This window comes from Sinorhizobium garamanticum, from assembly GCF_029892065.1.
Lineage (GTDB): Bacteria > Pseudomonadota > Alphaproteobacteria > Rhizobiales > Rhizobiaceae > Sinorhizobium > Sinorhizobium garamanticum.
The window spans coordinates 2,147,756-2,166,836 of record NZ_CP120373.1 but is presented as its reverse complement, the minus strand read 5'-3'; the positions used below and the strand labels follow the sequence as shown (position 1 = coordinate 2,166,836).

The window sequence follows — 19,081 nt, the reverse complement described above, 5'->3', positions numbered from 1 at the left end:
TCATGAAGCGGCGGCGCCTCATCACCCCAAGCGAGCGCAGCAAGCTCGACCCCTTCGTTGTAGCCACAGGCGACGCCAGCCCGCGCGATCAGCGCGACCTGATGGAGCGACCCTTCTTCTCGCTCGCCAAGGCCAAGCGCGTGACGCCGATTCTATACAAATCAGGCGACGTGCAGGTGGAAGTCTTTGCGGTGCCCGAGCACGGGATGGCGAACATCTGGGACGCCGACGTCCTGATCTGGGCAGCGAGCCAGATCGTCGAGGCGGAAAACATCGGCCTCAAGACCTCGCGCTTCCTGCGCTTCACCCCCTATCAGCTCCTGACCGCCGTCGGTCGCGACACGGGCGCGCGCGAATACAAGTTGCTGAAGGGCGCACTCGCACGGCTTCAGTCGACCTCGATCCGCACGACCATTCGACACGGCGAGCATTGGCGCCGCCATCAGTTCTCCTGGATCAACGAATGGGAAGAATGCGCGACGCGTGACGGTCGCACCGAGGGCATGGAGTTCGTCCTGCCCGACTGGTTCTACCGAGGTGTCGTCGACCGCTCGCTCGTGCTCGCGATCGATCCCGCCTATTTCCGCCTAACTGGCGGAATCGAACGCTGGCTTTATCGCGTCGCCCGCAAGCACGCTGGCCGCCAACCGCGGGGTTGGCTCTTCGAGATCCCGCATCTGCACGAAAAGTCGGGAAGCCTCTCGAGGGTCTCCGACTTCGCCTTCGACCTTCGCCGCATCGTGCAGCGCCAGCCTCTCCCCGGCTATCGGCTGCAGATCGAGCGAGATGGGCAACGCGAACTACTGCGCATCCTGCCCGGCAACTTATCCACAGCCCCTGTGGATAAGGCTGTGGAACCACTCGGGACTTCGGGCGCAACGACTATCGGGATTTCGGGCGCAGCCCTATCGGGATTTCGGGCGCACGGATCGCAGCTAAGTCTCTGGCCTGAAACGGCGATCCCGGGCCTTAACTTAGAATCTAACAGAGAATCTAACTTTCTTATTGATGGCGGCGGCAAAAACCTCGCGCACCCGCCGTCAACGCCGCACCGTTCAGCGGCATCCGATCAGCCTGCACAGCTTCGCTTTCCGCGTCGCACCGGAGGCGCTCGATGATCATCGCGCTCCTCAACCAGAAGGGCGGCGTCGGCAAGACGACGTTGGCGCTGCATCTTGCCGGCGAATGGGCGCGGCTCGGACAACGTGTCACACTGATCGATGCCGATCCCCAGGGCTCGGCTCTCGACTGGTCCGAGCAACGCGCTCGCGAGCGCCACGCGCGCCTCTTTAGTGTCGTCGGCCTGGCGCGCGATACGCTCCATCGCGAGGCGCCCGAACTCGCCCGCAGTTGCGATCATGTCGTTATCGACGGGCCGCCCAGAGTGGCCGGCTTGATGCGCTCCGCGCTGCTCGCCGCCGAGCTGGTGCTGATCCCGGTCCAGCCGTCGCCCTTCGATGGATGGGCTTCGGCGGAGATGCTGGCACTGCTCGCCGAAGCCCGCATCTACCGTCCCGAGCTCGCCGCTCGGTTCGTTCTCAATCGCTGCGCCACGCGCACCATCCTCGCGCGCGATACCGCCGAGGCGCTCGCCGACCACGACCCACCAGTCTTGTCGGCGACAATTGGTCAGCGAGTCGCCTTCGCCGACGCCGCGCAGTCCGGGCGTCTCGTCTTCGAGCTCGACGACGAAAGCCCGGCGACGCGCGAGGTTCACGCGCTCGCTGCCGAGATCGATGCGCTTCGCGCGCGGAGGATCACGCCATGAGCGAGCGATCCTCCAGGCGCGGCTTTGCGGCTCGCCCCGCCGATCCTGAGCGGTGGATCAAAGCTGCCGATGCCGACGACAAGTGCTCCGGCGACACCTCGCCATTCAGCGCGCGCCTCACCATCGACGTCACGCCGGAGCTGCGCGGCCGCATCAAGATCACCGCGTTCCAGCGCGGGATGACCGTCGCGGACATGCTCCGCGACCTGCTGATCCGAGAATTCCCACCATCCGAAGGAGACCCATCATGACCGGCACCGCGGCCCCCCGCGTGCGCGGCGGCCCTGTGCCGGCCGCCAGTCCAACCGACAATCTCACGCGCGTCGAACTCACCTGGGTTGAGAAGAAAATCGAGAACTGGATCAGCTTCGGTGAGCCAGCCCACGAGCAGATCCTCGATCGGCGCCGGCGCGTGCTCTTTTTCCGCCCGGACACGATCTTCGCATTCGTCCGCTGGGCGTCGAACGACTTCGGCACGATCATCTCGCGCCTCGATATCGTGCGCGCCGTCGCGCCGGGTGAGGCTTACCAAACGCTGCCCTTCGTGCGCCCTGGCGGCGACATCCTCCTCAAGGTCGAAAGCTGGCCGAGAGTCGAGCAAGTGCTGCAGGCAATCGATGCGATCGAAGCGCTCGACATCGTAGCAGCAGACGTCTCGCCGGACCATTGGCGGCACGTCCACAACCGCCTGACTGCCGGGCAGCAACCGCGCGCTTACACGCCCGAACAGCACCAGGCGTACCTCCTGCGCCGGAGGACCACGTCATGAGCCGCTTCGCCTATCTCATGACGGCGTATTTCGCGACGATGGTGATCATCATCACCGCCTTCATCACGATGCCGCTCAGGCTCGTCTGGAATGCTTCCGCGAGCACGCCCATCGGCCTCTATGAAATCACTCCGGCAGACCGCCTCGAAGTGGCCGACCTCGTTGCCGTCACCGCACCTGAGCCGCTCGCAACTTTCATGCATGAGCGCGGATACCTGCCACGCGGCGTGCCGCTGATGAAGCGCGTGGTCGCACTTCCCGGGCAGACGGTCTGTCGCACCGGCCGCGACGTCCTGGTCGATGGCGCGTTCATCGCCGCCGCGCTCGATCGCGATCGCGAGGGGCGCGAACTGCCCGTTTGGCAGGGCTGCCGCATCATAGCAAAGGGCCAACTCTTTCTCATGAACTGGCAGGTCCAGGACAGCCTCGACGGCCGTTACTTCGGACCTCTCCCCGACAGTTCTGTCCTCGGTCGTGCGGTCCCCCTGTGGACCGACGAAGACGGCTCCGGCCGTTACGAATGGCGCGCCCCAACGCGCTGAAAACCTCCCTCAAACCCACCCATAAGGAGACTGGCCATGACCCAGATCGGTCAATTCACGCGCACCAAGACCGGCTATTCGGGAACGCTGCGCACGCTCGTGCTCAACGCCGACATCGTGCTCATTCCTGCCGAACCATCGGACGCCGAGAACGCGCCCGACTACCGCATCCACCTCGGCGACGACGATGGACCAGAGATCGGCGCCGGCTGGAAACGCACCGGCGAGAAGGCCGGCGACTATGTCTCGCTGCAGATCGACGATCCCGCTCTCGCATCGCCGATCCGCGCAAACCTGTTCCAGTCGGGCGACGACAAGACCGCCTGGGGTCTCTACTGGAACCGGCCGCAAAAGCGCGCCGAGCGGGACTGAAGCGATGCACGAGAACTGCACGCGTCGCTTCGCCATGATCGCGTTCGGGCTGCCTCGCGCAGCCCGGCTCGTTCCCTTCCTCCTCCTTTCCGGCCTGTTCGTCGCAGCATTGCCTCATGCCGGTGTCACCGCACAGACAGCGCCAACCGCGCGTCCCGCGCCTGCTGATTCCTATGCTGCCCACATCGCGGAGGCGGCGCAGCGCTTCGCCATTCCGCAGTCATGGATTCGCGCCGTCATGCGCGCCGAAAGCGCGGGGGATATGCACGCTCTCTCGCGCGCCGGCGCCATAGGTCTGATGCAGATCATGCCGGATACTTGGGCCGAACTGCGCGTCCGCTATCGTCTCGGCAATGATCCTTATGCTCCGCGTGACAACATTCTGGCGGGCGCGGCGTACCTGCGCGAAATGTACGATCGTTATGGCTCTCCGGGCTTTCTCGCGGCCTATAATGCGGGGCCGAAACGCTACGACGAACATCTCGCGTCTGGCCGCCAGCTGCCGGCCGAGACCCGCGCCTATGTCGCCTCCATCGCTCCTCTTCTCGGTCCGGGCTACCTCGCCGGTGTAGCGGTCGCGACGGCGCCCGAGCAGCCGTCCTGGATGCAAGCGCCGCTCTTCGTGACGCGCACGAGCGCAACGCCAACCGCACGGGAACCTGCGCAACCGCAGCGCACCGACGGTGCCGAAAAATCGTCGGTAGCGCGCAATTTTTCTGCACCCGAACCGCGCACAAACGCACTTTTCGTTGCACGCAATGAACCGCGTGGTGCGCCATGAGCACTCCCTTCGGAAAGCGCAGAGCAGCGAGCCCAAGCGCATCATGGAGAGCGTTGGGGCGGGAAGCTGGAAACACGACCGTACGATGGCAGGATAAAGAGCCGCGATGTGCGGCTGATGACGGTCGTGGTTTTTCAAGGGCTTGCGCCGCGAATTCGCGAGGTGCGCAAAATGCGCGCACCTCGCGAATTCTCCGATTTCTCTTTAATCCTCGCAGATTAGCTCGATGTGCGGGCTTCCGCTCATGAGCGAGGAAGACGACTTCCGCATTCGGCCTGGTCGCATCCGCTCCCCCAGCGCGCAGCGCGCCAGGCCCTTCATCGCCCAGGCGCTTGCCGCCGCCCAGCGCGCCGGCGGCTCAGTTTCACGACAGGGGAAGATTGGCCCTGGGAACCGCTCGCGCTTCGGGCGCGGACAGCGTGCCTCCCTCCAGGCCAATCGCCTCATCACTTCCCGATCGCGCGGCTGCGTCGTCAAGGCGCGCGTTGTCCGTCTCGGCGGCAAGAGCGCACCGCTCGCCACCCATCTCAACTATCTGCGGCGCGAGGGCGTCACCCGGGACGGGGAGAAGGCGCGGTTATTCGGTCCCGGAGTCGACGAGGCGGACCCGAAGGCCTTCGCCGAACGCTGCGACGGCGACCGGCATCATTTCCGCTTCATCGTCTCTCCCGACGACGCGTTGCAGATGTCCGACCTCAAGGCCTTCACGCGCGGGCTTGTCGGTCAGATGGAGAAGGACCTCGACACCCGGCTCGACTGGGTTGCCGTCGATCATTGGAACACCGAGCACCCACACGTCCATATCATTGTCCGCGGCGTCCGCGGTGACGGCGAGAACCTCGTCATCTCGCGCGACTACATCAAGGAAGGCATGCGCGATCGCGCGCGTGACCTCATCACCCAGGAGCTCGGCCCGCGCACAGATCAGGAGATCCGGCAGACGCTCGAACGTCAGATCGATAGCGAGCGCTGGACCAACCTCGACCGCCAGCTCGCGCGCGACAGCTATCGCACCGGCGTTATCGATCTCGCACCGCATCCCGATCGACAGCCCGACGAATTCCACGCCCTCAAGGTCGGCAGGCTGCGCAAACTCGAATCCCTCGGGCTTGCCGATCAGGTTGGCCCTGCCCAGTGGGTCATCGCCGAGAATGCGGAGGCGACGCTGCGCGAGCTCGGCGAGCGCGGTGACATCATCAAGCGAATCCACCGCGGCCTGTCGGAGCGCGGCATCGAACGGAGCACGGCGAGCTATGTTCTTGCAGGCGAGAGTCTCGACACGCCCGTCATCGGCCGCCTGGTCGACCGCGGTTTGGATGACGAACTCAAGGGCACGGCCTATGCCGTGGTCGACGGCGTCGATGGCCGCACCCATCACATCAAGCTGGCCGATCTCGATGCCGCCGGCGATGGCCCGACCGGATCCATCGTCGAACTGAGAAAGTTCGATGACGCGCAAGGGCGGCGCCGGGTCGCGCTCGCCGTACGGTCGGATCTTACGATCGAGCAGCAAATCACGGCGAACGGTGCTACTTGGCTCGACCGGCAGGCGATCGCGCCCGAACCGGTTGCCCTCGGCAGCGGCGGATTTGGCGCCGAGGTTCGGGACGCCATGGACCGAAGGGCCGAGGAGCTCATCGAACGCCGGCTTGCAGAGCGCCAAGGCCGCAGCGTGATTTTCGCGCGCAATCTGATCGAGACTCTGCGCCGGCAGGAGCTCGAAGCGCTTGGAGAGAAACTCGCCGCCGAGACAGGCAGGCCATTCAACAAGGCCGGGTCAGGCGAATACGTCGCCGGCACCTACCGCCAGCGTTTCGCTCTCGCCTCGGGGCGCTTCGCCATGATCGATGATGGTCTCGGCTTCCAGCTCGTACCGTGGTCGCCGTCGCTCGAAAAGCACATCGGGCGACATGTCTCCGGCGTCGCGCGCAACGACGGCGGGATCGAATGGGGCTTCGGGAAGAAGCGCGGCCTCGGCCTCTAACCGGCATGTAGCCGCTGCTTGTTCAGGTCGATCACCGAGTCGGTGCTCACGATGACGCTTCGGCGGTGGGTGATGGCGATGACCGTGACATCGCGGGCGAGCAGACGGATATGTTCCATGATGTCGCGCTCGGTGGCTTCATCGAGCGCCGAGCTCGCCTCGTCGAGGAACAGGATCGCCGGATCGCCATAGAGGGCACGGGCGATGGCAATCCGCTGACGCTCGCCACCGGAGAGCTTCAGGCCGCGCTCGCCCACCGTCGTCTCGAATGCAGCTGGCAGGTCGACGATGAAGGACAGGATCGCCGCCTTTTCGGCCGCGAGACGAAGGCGCACGTCATCCCGGGGCCGGCCGAGCAGGATGTTGTCGGCGAGGCTCTCGTTGAGCAGCACAACGTCCTGCGGTACGACGGCGACTGCGCTGTACCAGTCGGCCCGGTCGATGGTTGTAAGGTCGATCCCATCAACGAGGATGCGCCCCTGATCCGGTTCGACGGATTTGAGCGCCAGCTTGAAGATCGTCGACTTGCCAGAGCCTGTCTCGCCAACGAGGAAGGTGATGGAACCGCGTTCGGCTGTGAAGCAGATGTCCTTCACGCCGCGCCCGTTACCATAGGCGTAGTCCACATCTTCGAAGACGATCCGACCATCGCTCGGCACGAAGGCGGGAGCGTGCGAGACCTGCCGCTCCTCAGGTGCGGCCCACATCGTCGCCAGCGGCGCGAGCGCCGCGCGCGAGCGCACCACGTCATCGATAGCATGGGCAATCATTTCGAACGGCATGTTGAGCTGGAGCAGGAGTGTGTTGAACAACACGATATCACCGATCGTGAGGGTTCCGGCTTCGTAGCGCGGCAACAGCAGAAGGAACGTCACAGCAAACTGCACGGACAGGCCCAGCCCGAGCAAGGCGATGTAGCCGACGCGCTGCAGCACGTAGGCACGCCAGTTGTCGCGAACCTCCTCGGCCTTTGCCCTAAAGCGCCGGCTCATCCAGCCATGGCTGCCGAAATGCCGGAGCGTCTCCATGGCGTTCATGGCGTTGCCGACGAAGCGGGCGTTCTCCTGACCGGCCTCAATGGCCTTGTCGAGGAAGACGCGGGCACGGCGGGCCGATAATAGGGTCAGGGCGACCGCGGCGATGCCGTAGACGACGACGATCGCGGCCACCTCGAGATTGATCAGAGCGCCGAGGGTCACCAAAGTAAGCAGGATCTGCGTCGCGCCGGGGATGAAGACGATGAGCCCGAGTTGCACCAGCGTCGTCAGCGAACTGCGTCCGCGCGCGGCTGCATTCTGGATCTCGGCCGGATTGTGCTCGACGAAGAACGAAGCGGTCTTCCTCAGCAGGCGCTCGAAAAAGCGCGTGCCGGTGATGAAGCCCAGATTCTCCGCGCTCATGAAGGAGAGGTACTGCACCATGTGCTGCAGCGCCGACGCGACGCCAAGCAGCACGGCATAGATCACGAAGCCCCACGCCAAGGCCGAGGCCGCGCCGTCTTGGGGCAGCCGATCGACAAGACGCGAGAAGAGAAAGGGTGCGGCGACGCTCGCCACACTGGACAGGAAGACGACCACCGTGACGAGCAGCAACGTCCAGCGGTCGGACTTCCAGTAGGCGCGAAGGATTTCGGAGATCGGAGCGAATTGAGAAACAGGTCTCTTGCGAGCTGGTCTCAGATGCTGGGCCACGGATCTCTCCATCGTGTTGTGGCGAAACGGTACACTACTTGAATGCAACGTTATAACGTTGCATGATGGGCTGCAACTGTCTGACCGGAGAAATACGGCGGCGGGTTTGCTCATGGGCAGCGGCGACTCAATCAGACTATGGGACCGCTCAGCTTAACCCGATGAAGCGTCGGGAGTTTGTCCGACCACGATCCCGTAGATCGGAAACAGTCCTTTGTACCGCCGATACTATCCGTTTGTTCGACCGGCACCGCCATTAGCTTGAACTTCAAGACGATCTCTCGCCACCGTTGGGCATTTGCTCGGGCCGGTGAGTATGTCCGCTACGAAAATCTTGTGGGGTCAGATCCTCACTGTCTTCATGATCGTGCTGCTCACGACCTGGGCCGCCACGCAGTGGACGGCATGGCGGCTCGGCTTCCAGGCGCAGCTCGGACCGGCGTGGTTCGAACTTGCCGGCTGGCCGATCTACTATCCGCCAGCCTTCTTCTGGTGGTGGTACTTCTACGACGCGTATGCCCCCGATATTTTCTGGAAGGGCGGGGTCATTGCCGCCTCGGGCGGCTTTATCGCCATCGCCGTCGCCATCGGCATGTCGGTCTGGCGCGCGCGGGAGGCGAAGAACGTCGAGACTTATGGCTCCGCGCGTTGGGCCCGGCCCGAAGAGGTGAAATCGGCTGGCCTCCTTGGTCCCGACGGTGTCGTGCTCGGCAAGCTCAGTCGCGACTATCTCCGACATGACGGTCCCGAACATGTGCTGTGTTTCGCACCGACGCGATCCGGCAAGGGTGTGGGTTTGGTCGTTCCCACGCTGTTGACGTGGCCAGGTTCCGCGATCGTCCACGACATCAAGGGTGAAAACTGGCAGCTCACCTCGGGCTTCCGCGCAAAGCACGGCCGCGTGCTGCTGTTCGATCCAACCAATCCGAACTCGGCCGCCTATAATCCGCTGCTTGAGGTCCGACGCGGCGAATGGGAAGTCCGCGACGTTCAGAACATCGCGGACATCCTGGTCGATCCCGAAGGATCCCTCGAGAAACGCAATCACTGGGAAAAGACCAGCCACGCGCTCCTCGTCGGCGCGATCCTGCATGTGCTGTACGCCGAGAAGGAGAAGACGCTCGCCGGCGTCGCAGCCTTCCTCTCCGATCCGAAGCGGCCGATTGAATCAACGCTCGCCGCGATGATGAAGACACCGCATCTGGGCGAAGCAGGGCCGCATCCGGTCATCGCCAGTGCGGCGCGAGAGCTGCTCAACAAATCCGACAATGAACGGTCGGGCGTGCTTTCGACCGCCATGTCTTTCCTCGGCCTCTATCGCGATCCTGTCGTCGCCGAAGTCACGCGCCGTTGCGATTGGCGGATCACCGACATTGTTGGCGAAACTCGTCCGAGCACGCTCTACCTCGTGGTGCCGCCATCCGACATCAATCGCACCAAACCCCTGATCCGTCTCATCCTTAATCAGGTCGGCCGGCGCCTCACCGAAGATCTGAACGCCAGAACCCGCCGGCATCGCCTCCTGTTGATGCTTGACGAATTCCCTGCGCTGGGCCGCCTCGATTTCTTTGAAAGCGCGCTCGCCTTCATGGCCGGCTACGGTCTCAAGAGCTTCCTGATCGCGCAGTCGCTGAACCAGATCGAAAAGGCGTACGGGCCCAACAATTCGATCCTCGACAACTGCCATGTGCGTGTGAGCTTCGCCACCAACGACGAAAGGACCGCCAAGAGAGTGAGCGATGCCCTCGGCACCGCCACGGAAATGCGGGCGATGAAGAACTATGCGGGACACCGCCTATCGCCCTGGCTCGGACACTTGATGGTCTCGCGCTCAGAAACCGCGCGGCCGCTCCTCACGCCGGGCGAGGTGATGCAGCTCCCGCCCGCCGACGAAATCGTCATGGTGGCAGGCACGCCGCCCATCCGTGCAAAGAAGGCGCGCTATTTCGAAGACCCACGCTTTCAAGAGCGCATTCTGCGACCGCCTGCGGTGCAAAAGGCGGCTGGTGAAAACCGTGACGACTGGAGCGCGCTGCCGCTTCCGACATTGCCGGCCGTAGAGACGCCCGCATCGCAAGACAACGGCGACGACGAAGATACAACCGGCTCCGAGCGTCGCCAGCAACCCGAGCTCAACATCACAAAACCAATCGAGAAAAAGGAGCCGATCGCAAACGAGTTCGAATATGAGCCGCATGACGACGCCGACGAGGACGCAAACCGCAACCGTCGCATGACAGGGCTCATGCAAGGCGTCGCGCGTCAGGTCGCGCTCGATCCGGGCGACGGCATGGAGCTGTAGGCGATGAAGAAGCCGTCCAAAAAACAACGCCTCTCCGTTTATCTCGATCCTCCGGTGATGAAAGCGCTTAGTGACTATGCCGCGCGCCGCGATCAGTCGCGCTCGCTCGTCGCCGAAGCGTCGATCGCCTCCTTCCTGTCGCCGGACGCCGCGGAACGCCAGGAGGCCGCGACCACGAAACGCCTTGATCAGGTCGATCGGCGCATGGCGCGGCTCGAACGCGACCTCGGAATCGCAGTAGAGACCCTCGCTGTCTTCGTGCGCTTCTGGCTCACTACCAATCCGCCACTCCCCGAGCCGGCCCAGGCCGCGGCCCGCGCTAAGGCTGGCGAACGCTATGACGCTTTTGTCGCGGCGCTTGGCCGTCGACTCGCCAAGGGTCCGAAGCTCAAGCAGGAGATCTCCGAAGACATCCAACCAGAACCAAACCCCGAATAGGCTTGGAATTGCGGCACGCCAGATACCAAGCATTCCGCCGATCGCCTGTCTTTCTACGCCACGGCCCTACTACGCCCTCGACCTTGTTGCCGGAGCCCCATTTCTGGCTCTTTTAATCATCCCCGATCCAGGGCCGCGCGTCATGTGGCCCGCCAGAGAACGGGGACGACGTGGCGGTTTCTCATCCAAAATCCGAAGCGATGACGCGAGGCGTGCGCATGCTGCGCACGGCCCTCGGCCCCTCCATCGCCGGATATCTGGAAGACCCGTCGATCGTCGAAGTGATGCTCAACCCCGACGGGCGGCTCTGGATCGACCGGCTTTCTGAAGGTCTCTCGAATACCGGCGAGCACCTTTCTCCCGCCGACGGCGAGAGGATCATTCGTCTGGTCGCCCATCACGTCGGAGCCGAAGTTCACAGCGGCGCACCCCGACTTTCCGCCGAGCTTCCCGGAACGGGGGAGCGGTTCGAGGGGCTGCTGCCGCCGGTCGTCGCTGCGCCCGCCTTCGCGATCCGAAAGCCGGCCGTCGCGGTCTTTACGCTCGACGACTATGTCGCCGCCAGGATCATGTCTGCCGGCCAGGCCGAGGCCCTGCGACACGCCGTCGCGACACGAGCGAACATTCTCGTCGCCGGCGGCACATCGACCGGCAAGACGACGCTCACCAACGCACTCCTTGCCGAGGTCGCAAAGACCTCCGACCGCGTCGTCATCATCGAGGATACGCGCGAGCTGCAATGCGCGGCTCCCAACCTCGTCGCCATGCGCACCAAGGACGGTGTCGCCTCGCTCTCCGATCTCGTTCGCTCGTCCTTGCGCCTACGTCCTGATCGCATCCCGATCGGCGAGGTGCGCGGCGCCGAGGCCCTCGATCTCCTGAAGGCCTGGGGCACCGGCCATCCCGGCGGCATCGGCACCATCCATGCCGGCAGCGCCATCGGCGCCCTGCGCCGCCTCGAGCAGCTCATCCAGGAAGCCGTCCTCACCGTCCCGCGCGCCCTGATCGCCGAGACGATCGATCTCGTCGCGGTCCTCGCCGGTCGCGGCTCCTCGCGCCGTCTCGCCGAACTCGCCCGCATCGAAGGGCTCGGTCCGTCCGGCGACTACGCCATCACCCCCGCATCTCAGCCAAACCCAACAGGAGCTCCTGCATGATCCGCCAATTCCTGCGCGTCCGTCGTCACCTCGCGACGGTAGCATCCGTCACGTTCCTCTCGCTCGCACTTGCCCCTGCGGCGCATGCCTCCGGTTCGTCGATGCCGTGGGAGCAGCCGCTCCAGCAGATTCTCCAGTCGGTCGAGGGCCCTGTCGCCAAGATCATCGCCGTGATCATCATCATCGTCACCGGCCTGACGCTGGCCTTCGGTGACACTTCCGGCGGATTCCGCCGGCTGATCCAGATCGTCTTCGGTCTCTCGATCGCCTTCGCCGCGAGCTCCTTCTTCCTGTCCTTCTTCTCCTTTGGTGGCGGGGCGCTCGTCTGATGGCCGCTTCCGCATCCCACGCCGAGGAGGTCCCGGGCTACTCCGTTCCAGTGCACCGGGCGCTGACCGAGCAGATCCTGCTCGGCGGCGCCCCGCGCGCGATCGCCATCCTGAACGGCACGCTCGCCGCCGCGCTCGGTCTGGGCCTTCGCCTCTGGCTGGTTGGCCTTGGCCTCTGGGCACTCGGGCACCTGGCGGCCGTGTGGGCAGCAAAGCGTGACCCGCAGTTCGTCGACGTGGTGCGCCGGCATCTGCGCATCCCCGGTCACCTGTCGGTCTGAGGGGCTGCCTGCCATGATGAATCTCGCCGAATACCGCAATCGCAACACCAGGCTCGCCGACTTCCTGCCCTGGGCAGCGTTGGTCGGCGAAGGCGTCGTCCTCAACAAGGACGGCTCCTTCCAGCGCACCGCGCGCTTCCGCGGTCCCGATCTCGACTCCGCTGTGCCGGCCGAACTCGTCGCCGTCGCCGGTCGCCTCAACAACGCCTTCCGCCGTCTCGGATCAGGCTGGGCAATCTTCGTGGAAGCGCAGCGGCACGCAGCCGCGACCTATCCCAGTAGCAGGTTTCCCGACGCCGCCTCGGCCCTCATCGATGCCGAGCGCAAGGCCGACTTCGAGGAAGCCGGCTCGCATTTCGAGTCGAGCTATTTCCTGACCTTTCTTTATTTGCCGCCGGCAGAAGATGCCGCGCGCGCCGAAACCTGGCTCTACGAGGGCAAGGCCGAAGCCGGCGTCAGTCCACACGAGATCCTGCAGGGGTTCATCGACCGCACCAACCGCGTGCTGCAACTGGTCGACGGCTTCATGCCGGAATGCGCCTGGCTTGATGACGCCGAAACGCTGACCTATCTGCACGCGACCGTCTCGACCAAGCGCCATCGCGTGCGCGTCCCCGAGACGCCGATCTACCTGGACGCGCTGCTCGCCGATCAACCGCTCACCGGCGGGCTCGAACCGCGCCTCGGCAACACACATCTGCGCGTGCTGACCATTGTCGGGTTTCCGACCGCGACCACGCCCGGCATACTCGACGATCTCAACCGTCTCGCCTTTCCCTATCGCTGGTCGACACGGGCGATCATGCTCGACAAGACCGACGCGACAAAGCTGCTGACCAAGATTCGGCGGCAATGGTTCGCCAAGCGCAAGTCGATCGCGGCCATCCTCAAGGAGGTGATGACCAACGAGGCCTCGGCCCTTGTCGACACCGACGCCGCCAACAAGGCCGCTGACGCCGATCTCGCCCTGCAGGAACTCGGCGCCGACTATGCCGGACAGGCCTATGTAACGGCCACCGTCACCGTCTGGGACGCGGATCCGCGCGTTGCCAGCGAAAAGCTACGCCTTGTCGAAAAGGTCATCCAGGGTCGCGACTTCACGGCGATGGCTGAGACCATCAATGCGGTCGACGCCTGGCTCGGCAGCTTGCCCGGGCACACCTATGCCAATGTCCGGCAACCGCCGATCTCCACCCTGAACCTCGCCCACATGATCCCGCTTTCGGCGGTGTGGGCAGGGCCGGAACGGGACGAGCACTTCGGTGCACCCCCCTTGCTGCTCGGCAAGACCGAGGGCTCGACCCCGTTCCGGTTTTCCATCCATGTCGGCGATGTCGGCCACACGCTCGTGGTCGGCCCAACCGGCGCCGGCAAATCCGTGCTGCTCGCGCTCATAGCGCTGCAGTTCCGCCGGTATGAGCGGTCTCAGGTCTTCGCCTTTGATTTCGGGGGAAGCATCAGAGCCGCCGCGCTCGCCATGCAAGGCGACTGGCATGACCTCGGTGGCGGCCTCACCGAAGGCGCCGAGAGCTCGGTGTCACTGCAGCCGCTCGCGCGCATCGAGGATGTTAGCGAGCGCGCCTGGGCTGCCGACTGGATTGTCGCGATCCTGATCCGCGAGGGCGTCACCATCTCGCCCGAGGTGAAGGAGCATATCTGGACGGCACTCACCTCGCTCGCGTCCGCGCCCGTCGGCGAACGCACGCTCACCGGCCTCACCGTCCTGCTCCAGTCGAACGACCTCAAGCAGGCGCTCCGACCCTATTGCGTCGGCGGTCCCTACGGCCGGCTGCTCGACGCGGAAACCGAACATCTCGGCGAGGCCTCCATCCAGGCCTTCGAGACCGAGGGCCTGATCGGCACCGGCGCCGCGCCCGCGGTGCTCGCCTATCTCTTCCACCGCATCGAGGACCGGCTCGACGGCAGCCCGACTCTCATCATCGTCGACGAAGGGTGGCTCGCGCTTGACGACGAGGGCTTCGCCGGTCAACTCCGGGAATGGCTGAAGACGCTGCGCAAGAAGAACGCCTCGGTCATCTTCGCCACCCAATCGCTGAGCGACATCGACGGCTCAGCAATCGCGCCGGCGATCATCGAGAGCTGCCAGACGCGACTGCTCCTTCCCAACGAGCGCGCGATCGAGCCGCAGATCACCGCGATCTATCGCCGCTTCGGCCTCAACGATCGACAGATCGAGATCCTCGCCCGCGCCATGCCCAAGCGCGACTATTACTGCCAGTCGCGCCGCGGCAACCGTCTGTTCGAGCTCGGTCTCTCCGACGTGGCGCTCGCGCTCTGCGCGGCCTCTTCCAAGACGGATCAGGCTGCCATCCAGCGCATCCTCGCCGAGCATGGGCCGGACGGATTCCTGCCCGCCTGGCTGCGCCACCGCGACGCCGGGTGGGCCGCCGACCTCATCCCCGACCTCACCAATCTCGCCCCTCAAGTCCAGGAGATGCAGTCATGACCATGCGTTCCCTCCGTCGCGTCCGCACGCTTCGCATCGTCGCGGCCCTACTTGCCACGCCCGCCGCGCTTTCGCCCTTTCTCACCACACCGGCGCACGCGGTCATCGTCTTCGATCCGAAGAACTACGTGCAGAACCTGCTTTCGGCGGCGCGCTCACTCGAGCAGATCACCAATCAGATCACCTCGCTTCAGAACGAGGCGCAGATGCTGATCAACCAGGCCCGCAACCTCGCGAGCCTGCCTTTCTCCTCGCTGCAGCAGCTCCAGCAGTCCGTCCAGCGCACCCAGCGGCTCCTCGCCCAGGCACAAAACATCGCCTTCGATGTCCAGCAGATCGACCAGGCCTTCCGGACCACCTACGGCAAGGTGTCGATGTCCGCGACCGATCAGCAGCTCGTGGCAGGCGCACGCTCGCGCTGGCAGAACACGGTCGGCGGGCTGCAGGACGCGATGCGTGTGCAAGCGACCGTCATCGGCAACCTCGACACCAACCGCACGCAGATGTCCGCGCTCGTCGGTCAGAGCCAGGGCGCTACCGGCGCCCTGCAGGCGACGCAGGCGGGGAACCAGCTCCTTGCATTGCAGGCCCAGCAGCTCGCTGATCTCACCGCGGTCGTCGCCGCCAACGGACGCGCGCAGGCGCTCGCCGAGGCAGAGCGCGCCGCCGCGGCCGAGCAGGGTCGCGAGCAGCGCCGCCGCTTCCTCACCCCGGGCGCCAGCTACCAGCCGGGCAACGCCCGGATGTTCCACAACTGACGGAGGCGAGCATGGACGGCAAGTGGTTCGCCCGGCTCGCGGCAGTAGGCCTCATCGCGGTCGCGCTGACCGCGACCGCAATCGAGATGACCCGGAAAGAGGAGGAGCCGGAGACGCCAGCGCTCGGCGACCGCGATGACAGCCGCGTCGACCCGCTGCGGGCTGAGCTTCGGCGCTGTGCCGTAATGGGCGAAGCCGGCGCTCGCGACGCCGGCTGCCTGCGCGCCTGGGCTGAGAACCGCCAGCGGTTCCTCACTCCCGGTGCGCGGCCCACCGACCGGCAGGTCGATCGCCCGGCCGCTCCGAACACTCCCGCCACTCCGGCGCCCACGGACGTCCTCCCGGACAATCCCATTCTTAAGGAAACCGCACCGGCGATCGCGCCGGATGCGAGCGAGGACCAATAATTCATGGGCGGCACCGGCGTCATCGACCAGTTTCTGGAGGTCTTCACCCGCTACATCGATTCCGGCTTCGGCCTGCTCGGTGGCGAAGTCGCCTTCATCGCCACCACGTTGATCGTCATCGACGTGACGCTCGCCGCGCTCTTCTGGAGTTGGGGCGCCGACGACGACATCATCGCGCGCCTCGTGAAGAAAACGCTCTTCGTCGGCGTCTTCGCTTACCTCATCTCCAACTGGAACAATCTCGCCCGCATCGTTTTCGAGAGCTTTGCCGGCCTCGGCCTCAAGGCGTCCGGAACCGGCTTCTCGACTGCCGATCTCCTGCGGCCCGGCAAGGTCGCGCAAACCGGACTGGACGCCGGCCGGCCGCTGCTCGAGTCCATCTCGGACCTCATGGGCTGGATGGCGTTCTTCGAGAACTTCATCCAGATCGCCTGCATGCTGTTCGCATGGGTTCTGGTGCTGCTCGCCTTCTTCATCCTCGCCGTCCAGCTCTTCGTCACCCTGATCGAGTTCAAGCTGACCACGCTTGCCGGCTTCGTCCTCATCCCCTTCGGCCTCTTCGGCAAGTCCGCCTTCATGGCCGAACGTGTGCTCGGAAACGTGATCTCGAGCGGCATCAAGGTGCTTGTCCTCGCCGTCATCATCGGGATCGGCTCGACGCTGTTCTCGCAGTTCACACAGGGCTTCGGTGGCCAGACGCCGACCATCGACCAGGCCATGGCGATCGTGCTCGCCGCCTTGTCGCTACTCGGCCTTGGCATCTTCGGGCCCGGCATCGCCAACGGCATCGTTTCCGGTGGTCCGCAACTCGGCGCAGGCAGCGCGGTCGGGACCGGCCTCGCCGCAGGCGGCGTTGTCGCTGTCGGCGCGGCGACCGCCGGCGCCGCCATGTCCGGCGGAGCTTCCCTCCTGGGCGGCGCTGCTGCCGCCGCCCGCGGCGGCGCCGCCATGGCCGGTGGCGCCTCCACTGCCTACAGCCTCGGCGCTGCCGGAGAAACAGGTATGGCAGCCGTCGCCTCCGGCCTCGGCGGCGTGGCAAAGGCCGGGGCCAGCGGGGCGGTCTCGCCCCTGAAGCGCGCCGCCACACGCGCCGCCGACAGTCTCAAGGCGAGCTACGCAGCCGGGGCCAAATCCACCGTCGAAGCGACCGGCGGCTCCTCGACCATGGGCACGATCGGCGGCGGCGAAGGCACTAGCGAAGCCGCTGCCGCACGCGCGGACGCCGCGCCCGCCTGGGCAGAGCGCATGAAGCGCTCGCAGCAGCTCTCACACGGCGTTCAGGCCACCGCCCACGCCATCCGTTCCGGAGACGCCCATGGCGGCGGCTCCTCCGTCAACCTGTCCGAAAGCGACCGCTCATGAATCTCTTCCGACGACCGTCCACCCATTACGGCAAGTCTCCACAGCCGGAGACTCCCTATCAGCGCGCCGCCCAGGTCTGGGACGAGCGCATCGGCTCCGTCCGAGTGCAGGCCAGGAACTGGCGGCTCATGGCTTTCGGTTGCCTCATCCTGTCGGCGGGGTTCGCCTCCGCGCTCGTATGGCAATCCGCCCGCGGGACCGTCGTGCCCTGGGTGGTCCAGGTCGACGATCTCGGTCAGGCGGAGGCGGTCGCCCCAGCAACCGCGGACTATCGCCCGACCGACCCGCAAGTGGCCTGGCATCTGGCTCGCTTCATCGAGCAGGTCAGAAGCATCCCCGCCGACGCGATTATCGTCCGTCAGAACTGGCTTCGAGCCTATGAGTTCACAACCGACCGTGGCGCCATGGCGCTCAACGACCACGCGCGCGCCGACGACCCGTTCACCAAGGTCGGCCGGATCCAGATCGCCGTCGACGTGTCGAGTGTCATCCGCGCATCGCCTGACAGCTTCCGCGTCGCCTGGACCGAGCGGCGCTATCAGGACGGGTCGCTCGCCGGAACCGAGCGCTGGACGGCGATCCTGACAATCGTGGTGCAGCCGCCCCGCAATTCCGAGAAGCTCCGCGCCAACCCGCTGGGCATCTACGTCAATGCCATCAACTGGTCGAAGGAGCTTGGACAATGACCCCCGCTTTCCGCATCGCCGGAAAGCCGGCCTTCCGTACTACCGCAATGGCGGGCGTTCTCCTCGCAGGCTCGATGCTTGCCGGCTGCGCTACCGCAACAAAGCCGCCGGAGATAAGCTACGATGCTCATATTCCACCGGTTCCGGCAGTCCCTACATCCACCGCTGATGGGCGACCGCGCCCCCTTCATGTCCCACCACCCTGGACCCCCAGCCGTGGGGGTCCGGCCGCAAGCCTGCCAATCACGCGCGTTGAGAACGCCAACGCCGCCGCACGCGTCCAACCGCGTCGCGAGGGATACTACAATGCCATCCAGATCTATCCTTATAGCGATGGCGCCCTCTACCAGGTCTACGCGGCAGTGGGACAGATCACCGATATCGCGCTCGAGCCGGGAGAGAGCCTGACCGGCTCCGGACCGATCGCGGCCGGCGATACCGCGCGCTGGATCATCGGCGACACCGAAAGCGGCAGCGGCGCCACACGTCGCGTCCATGTCCTGGTCAAACCGACGCGACCGGACATCACCACCAACCTCTTCATCACGACGGACCGGCGCACTTATCTGATCGAGCTCCGCTCCGGCGAAAAGCCCTACATGCCGGCCGTCGCCTGGGCCTATCCCTCGCCGTCCGCATCGCAACGCCAGAATATCCCCGCCACGCCAATCATCCCGGCGATCGCGGCACGGAACTATCGCTACGGGCTGACCGGCGACACCCCGCCATGGCGCCCGGTCTCGGTCTATGACGACGGCCGGCGGGTCTATATCGAGTTCTCGCGCGGCATCGTCCAGGGCGAGATGCCCCCGCTCTTCGTCATAGGCCCCGACGGCGAACCACAGATCGCCAACAGCCGCATCCACCAGAATGTCCTGATCGTCGACCGGCTCTTCGGTGCAGCGGAGCTGCGCCTTGGCAACGGAAAAAGCCAGCAAACGGTCCGGATCGTGCGCACCGATGGAAAGCCGACATCATGAGCCAAAC

General features: G+C 65.3%; 20 protein-coding genes. 19 read left to right on the top strand and 1 reads right to left on the bottom strand.

Annotated features, from left to right (window positions below):
• The first annotated feature begins 2 nt into the window (after positions 1 to 2).
• The 8 genes from PZN02_RS10045 (at position 3) to PZN02_RS10010 (ending at position 6,216) form a co-directional block, all read left to right on the top strand.
• The gene (locus PZN02_RS10045; RefSeq protein ID WP_280657860.1) at positions 3 to 1,118 is read left to right on the top strand and encodes a replication initiator protein A; all 1,116 of its coding nucleotides are present in this window, start codon (positions 3 to 5) and stop codon (positions 1,116 to 1,118) included.
• Positions 1,115 to 1,768: a ParA family partition ATPase gene (gene parA / locus PZN02_RS10040; RefSeq protein ID WP_280657859.1), complete on the top strand. Its 654-nt coding sequence runs from the start codon at positions 1,115 to 1,117 to the stop codon at positions 1,766 to 1,768. Before PZN02_RS10045 ends, parA begins: the two co-directional genes overlap by 4 nt.
• Positions 1,765 to 2,019, top strand: coding sequence for a hypothetical protein (locus tag PZN02_RS10035; RefSeq protein WP_280657858.1), 255 nt, complete (start codon positions 1,765 to 1,767; stop codon positions 2,017 to 2,019). The genes parA and PZN02_RS10035 overlap by 4 nt, the downstream gene beginning before the upstream one ends.
• Positions 2,016 to 2,537, top strand: coding sequence for a DUF2840 domain-containing protein (locus PZN02_RS10030; protein WP_280657857.1), 522 nt, complete (start codon positions 2,016 to 2,018; stop codon positions 2,535 to 2,537). The genes PZN02_RS10035 and PZN02_RS10030 overlap by 4 nt, the downstream gene beginning before the upstream one ends.
• Positions 2,534 to 3,079: a S26 family signal peptidase gene (locus PZN02_RS10025; protein ID WP_280657856.1), complete on the top strand. Its 546-nt coding sequence runs from the start codon at positions 2,534 to 2,536 to the stop codon at positions 3,077 to 3,079. Before PZN02_RS10030 ends, PZN02_RS10025 begins: the two co-directional genes overlap by 4 nt.
• A 36-nt stretch (positions 3,080 to 3,115) precedes the next feature.
• Positions 3,116 to 3,451: a DUF736 domain-containing protein gene (locus tag PZN02_RS10020; RefSeq protein ID WP_280657855.1), complete on the top strand. Its 336-nt coding sequence runs from the start codon at positions 3,116 to 3,118 to the stop codon at positions 3,449 to 3,451.
• A 4-nt stretch (positions 3,452 to 3,455) separates the two neighbouring features.
• On the top strand, positions 3,456 to 4,232 hold the full coding sequence (locus PZN02_RS10015; RefSeq protein ID WP_425336234.1) for a lytic transglycosylase domain-containing protein: 777 nt from the start codon (positions 3,456 to 3,458) through the stop codon (positions 4,230 to 4,232).
• Positions 4,233 to 4,476: 244 nt separating this feature from the next.
• Positions 4,477 to 6,216 (top strand): relaxase/mobilization nuclease domain-containing protein, encoded by a 1,740-nt coding sequence (locus tag PZN02_RS10010; protein ID WP_280657854.1) that lies wholly within the window; start codon positions 4,477 to 4,479, stop codon positions 6,214 to 6,216.
• Here the strand turns inward: PZN02_RS10010 and PZN02_RS10005 are convergent.
• Complete coding sequence (locus PZN02_RS10005; protein ID WP_280657853.1) at positions 6,213 to 7,907, bottom strand: ABC transporter ATP-binding protein; 1,695 nt, start codon at positions 7,905 to 7,907, stop codon at positions 6,213 to 6,215. The genes PZN02_RS10010 and PZN02_RS10005 overlap by 4 nt on opposite strands.
• A 316-nt stretch (positions 7,908 to 8,223) precedes the next feature.
• Between PZN02_RS10005 and PZN02_RS10000 the strand changes: the two genes are divergently transcribed.
• The 11 genes from PZN02_RS10000 (at position 8,224) to trbG (ending at position 19,074) form a co-directional block, all read left to right on the top strand.
• Complete coding sequence (locus PZN02_RS10000; protein ID WP_280657852.1) at positions 8,224 to 10,209, top strand: conjugal transfer protein TraG; 1,986 nt, start codon at positions 8,224 to 8,226, stop codon at positions 10,207 to 10,209.
• 3 nt (positions 10,210 to 10,212) lie between these two features.
• Positions 10,213 to 10,647, top strand: coding sequence for a CopG family transcriptional regulator (locus tag PZN02_RS09995; protein ID WP_280657851.1), 435 nt, complete (start codon positions 10,213 to 10,215; stop codon positions 10,645 to 10,647).
• Positions 10,648 to 10,817: 170 nt separating this feature from the next.
• Positions 10,818 to 11,804, top strand: coding sequence for a P-type conjugative transfer ATPase TrbB (gene trbB / locus PZN02_RS09990; protein WP_280657850.1), 987 nt, complete (start codon positions 10,818 to 10,820; stop codon positions 11,802 to 11,804).
• Positions 11,801 to 12,133, top strand: a complete 333-nt coding sequence (locus tag PZN02_RS09985) for a TrbC/VirB2 family type IV secretion system protein (RefSeq protein WP_280657849.1) — start codon at positions 11,801 to 11,803, stop codon at positions 12,131 to 12,133. The genes trbB and PZN02_RS09985 overlap by 4 nt, the downstream gene beginning before the upstream one ends.
• Positions 12,133 to 12,414, top strand: coding sequence for a VirB3 family type IV secretion system protein (locus PZN02_RS09980; RefSeq protein WP_280657848.1), 282 nt, complete (start codon positions 12,133 to 12,135; stop codon positions 12,412 to 12,414). Before PZN02_RS09985 ends, PZN02_RS09980 begins: the two co-directional genes overlap by 1 nt.
• Positions 12,415 to 12,427: 13 nt before the next feature.
• Positions 12,428 to 14,881, top strand: coding sequence for a conjugal transfer protein TrbE (trbE, locus tag PZN02_RS09975; protein WP_280657847.1), 2,454 nt, complete (start codon positions 12,428 to 12,430; stop codon positions 14,879 to 14,881).
• Positions 14,878 to 15,639: a P-type conjugative transfer protein TrbJ gene (gene trbJ / locus PZN02_RS09970; RefSeq protein ID WP_280657846.1), complete on the top strand. Its 762-nt coding sequence runs from the start codon at positions 14,878 to 14,880 to the stop codon at positions 15,637 to 15,639. Before trbE ends, trbJ begins: the two co-directional genes overlap by 4 nt.
• 11 nt (positions 15,640 to 15,650) lie before the next feature.
• The gene (gene trbK-alt, locus PZN02_RS09965) at positions 15,651 to 16,046 is read left to right on the top strand and encodes a putative entry exclusion protein TrbK-alt (RefSeq protein ID WP_280657845.1); all 396 of its coding nucleotides are present in this window, start codon (positions 15,651 to 15,653) and stop codon (positions 16,044 to 16,046) included.
• Between the two features lie 3 nt (positions 16,047 to 16,049).
• Complete coding sequence (gene trbL, locus PZN02_RS09960; protein ID WP_280657844.1) at positions 16,050 to 17,408, top strand: P-type conjugative transfer protein TrbL; 1,359 nt, start codon at positions 16,050 to 16,052, stop codon at positions 17,406 to 17,408.
• Positions 17,405 to 18,094 (top strand): conjugal transfer protein TrbF, encoded by a 690-nt coding sequence (trbF, locus tag PZN02_RS09955; protein WP_280657843.1) that lies wholly within the window; start codon positions 17,405 to 17,407, stop codon positions 18,092 to 18,094. The genes trbL and trbF overlap by 4 nt, the downstream gene beginning before the upstream one ends.
• Positions 18,091 to 19,074, top strand: coding sequence for a P-type conjugative transfer protein TrbG (gene trbG, locus PZN02_RS09950; RefSeq protein ID WP_280657842.1), 984 nt, complete (start codon positions 18,091 to 18,093; stop codon positions 19,072 to 19,074). The genes trbF and trbG overlap by 4 nt, the downstream gene beginning before the upstream one ends.
• The last annotated feature ends 7 nt before the right edge of the window (positions 19,075 to 19,081 follow it).

Coding starts and splice junctions, on each gene's coding strand:
- PZN02_RS10045 (WP_280657860.1), top strand. CDS start 3: ATGAAGCGGCGGCGCCTCATCACCCCAAGCGAGCGCAGCAAGCTCGAC.
- parA (WP_280657859.1), top strand. CDS start 1,115: ATGATCATCGCGCTCCTCAACCAGAAGGGCGGCGTCGGCAAGACGACG.
- PZN02_RS10035 (WP_280657858.1), top strand. CDS start 1,765: ATGAGCGAGCGATCCTCCAGGCGCGGCTTTGCGGCTCGCCCCGCCGAT.
- PZN02_RS10030 (WP_280657857.1), top strand. CDS start 2,016: ATGACCGGCACCGCGGCCCCCCGCGTGCGCGGCGGCCCTGTGCCGGCC.
- PZN02_RS10025 (WP_280657856.1), top strand. CDS start 2,534: ATGAGCCGCTTCGCCTATCTCATGACGGCGTATTTCGCGACGATGGTG.
- PZN02_RS10020 (WP_280657855.1), top strand. CDS start 3,116: ATGACCCAGATCGGTCAATTCACGCGCACCAAGACCGGCTATTCGGGA.
- PZN02_RS10015 (WP_425336234.1), top strand. CDS start 3,456: ATGCACGAGAACTGCACGCGTCGCTTCGCCATGATCGCGTTCGGGCTG.
- PZN02_RS10010 (WP_280657854.1), top strand. CDS start 4,477: ATGAGCGAGGAAGACGACTTCCGCATTCGGCCTGGTCGCATCCGCTCC.
- PZN02_RS10000 (WP_280657852.1), top strand. CDS start 8,224: ATGTCCGCTACGAAAATCTTGTGGGGTCAGATCCTCACTGTCTTCATG.
- PZN02_RS09995 (WP_280657851.1), top strand. CDS start 10,213: ATGAAGAAGCCGTCCAAAAAACAACGCCTCTCCGTTTATCTCGATCCT.
- PZN02_RS09985 (WP_280657849.1), top strand. CDS start 11,801: ATGATCCGCCAATTCCTGCGCGTCCGTCGTCACCTCGCGACGGTAGCA.
- PZN02_RS09980 (WP_280657848.1), top strand. CDS start 12,133: ATGGCCGCTTCCGCATCCCACGCCGAGGAGGTCCCGGGCTACTCCGTT.
- trbE (WP_280657847.1), top strand. CDS start 12,428: ATGATGAATCTCGCCGAATACCGCAATCGCAACACCAGGCTCGCCGAC.
- trbJ (WP_280657846.1), top strand. CDS start 14,878: ATGACCATGCGTTCCCTCCGTCGCGTCCGCACGCTTCGCATCGTCGCG.
- trbK-alt (WP_280657845.1), top strand. CDS start 15,651: ATGGACGGCAAGTGGTTCGCCCGGCTCGCGGCAGTAGGCCTCATCGCG.
- trbL (WP_280657844.1), top strand. CDS start 16,050: ATGGGCGGCACCGGCGTCATCGACCAGTTTCTGGAGGTCTTCACCCGC.
- trbF (WP_280657843.1), top strand. CDS start 17,405: ATGAATCTCTTCCGACGACCGTCCACCCATTACGGCAAGTCTCCACAG.
- trbG (WP_280657842.1), top strand. CDS start 18,091: ATGACCCCCGCTTTCCGCATCGCCGGAAAGCCGGCCTTCCGTACTACC.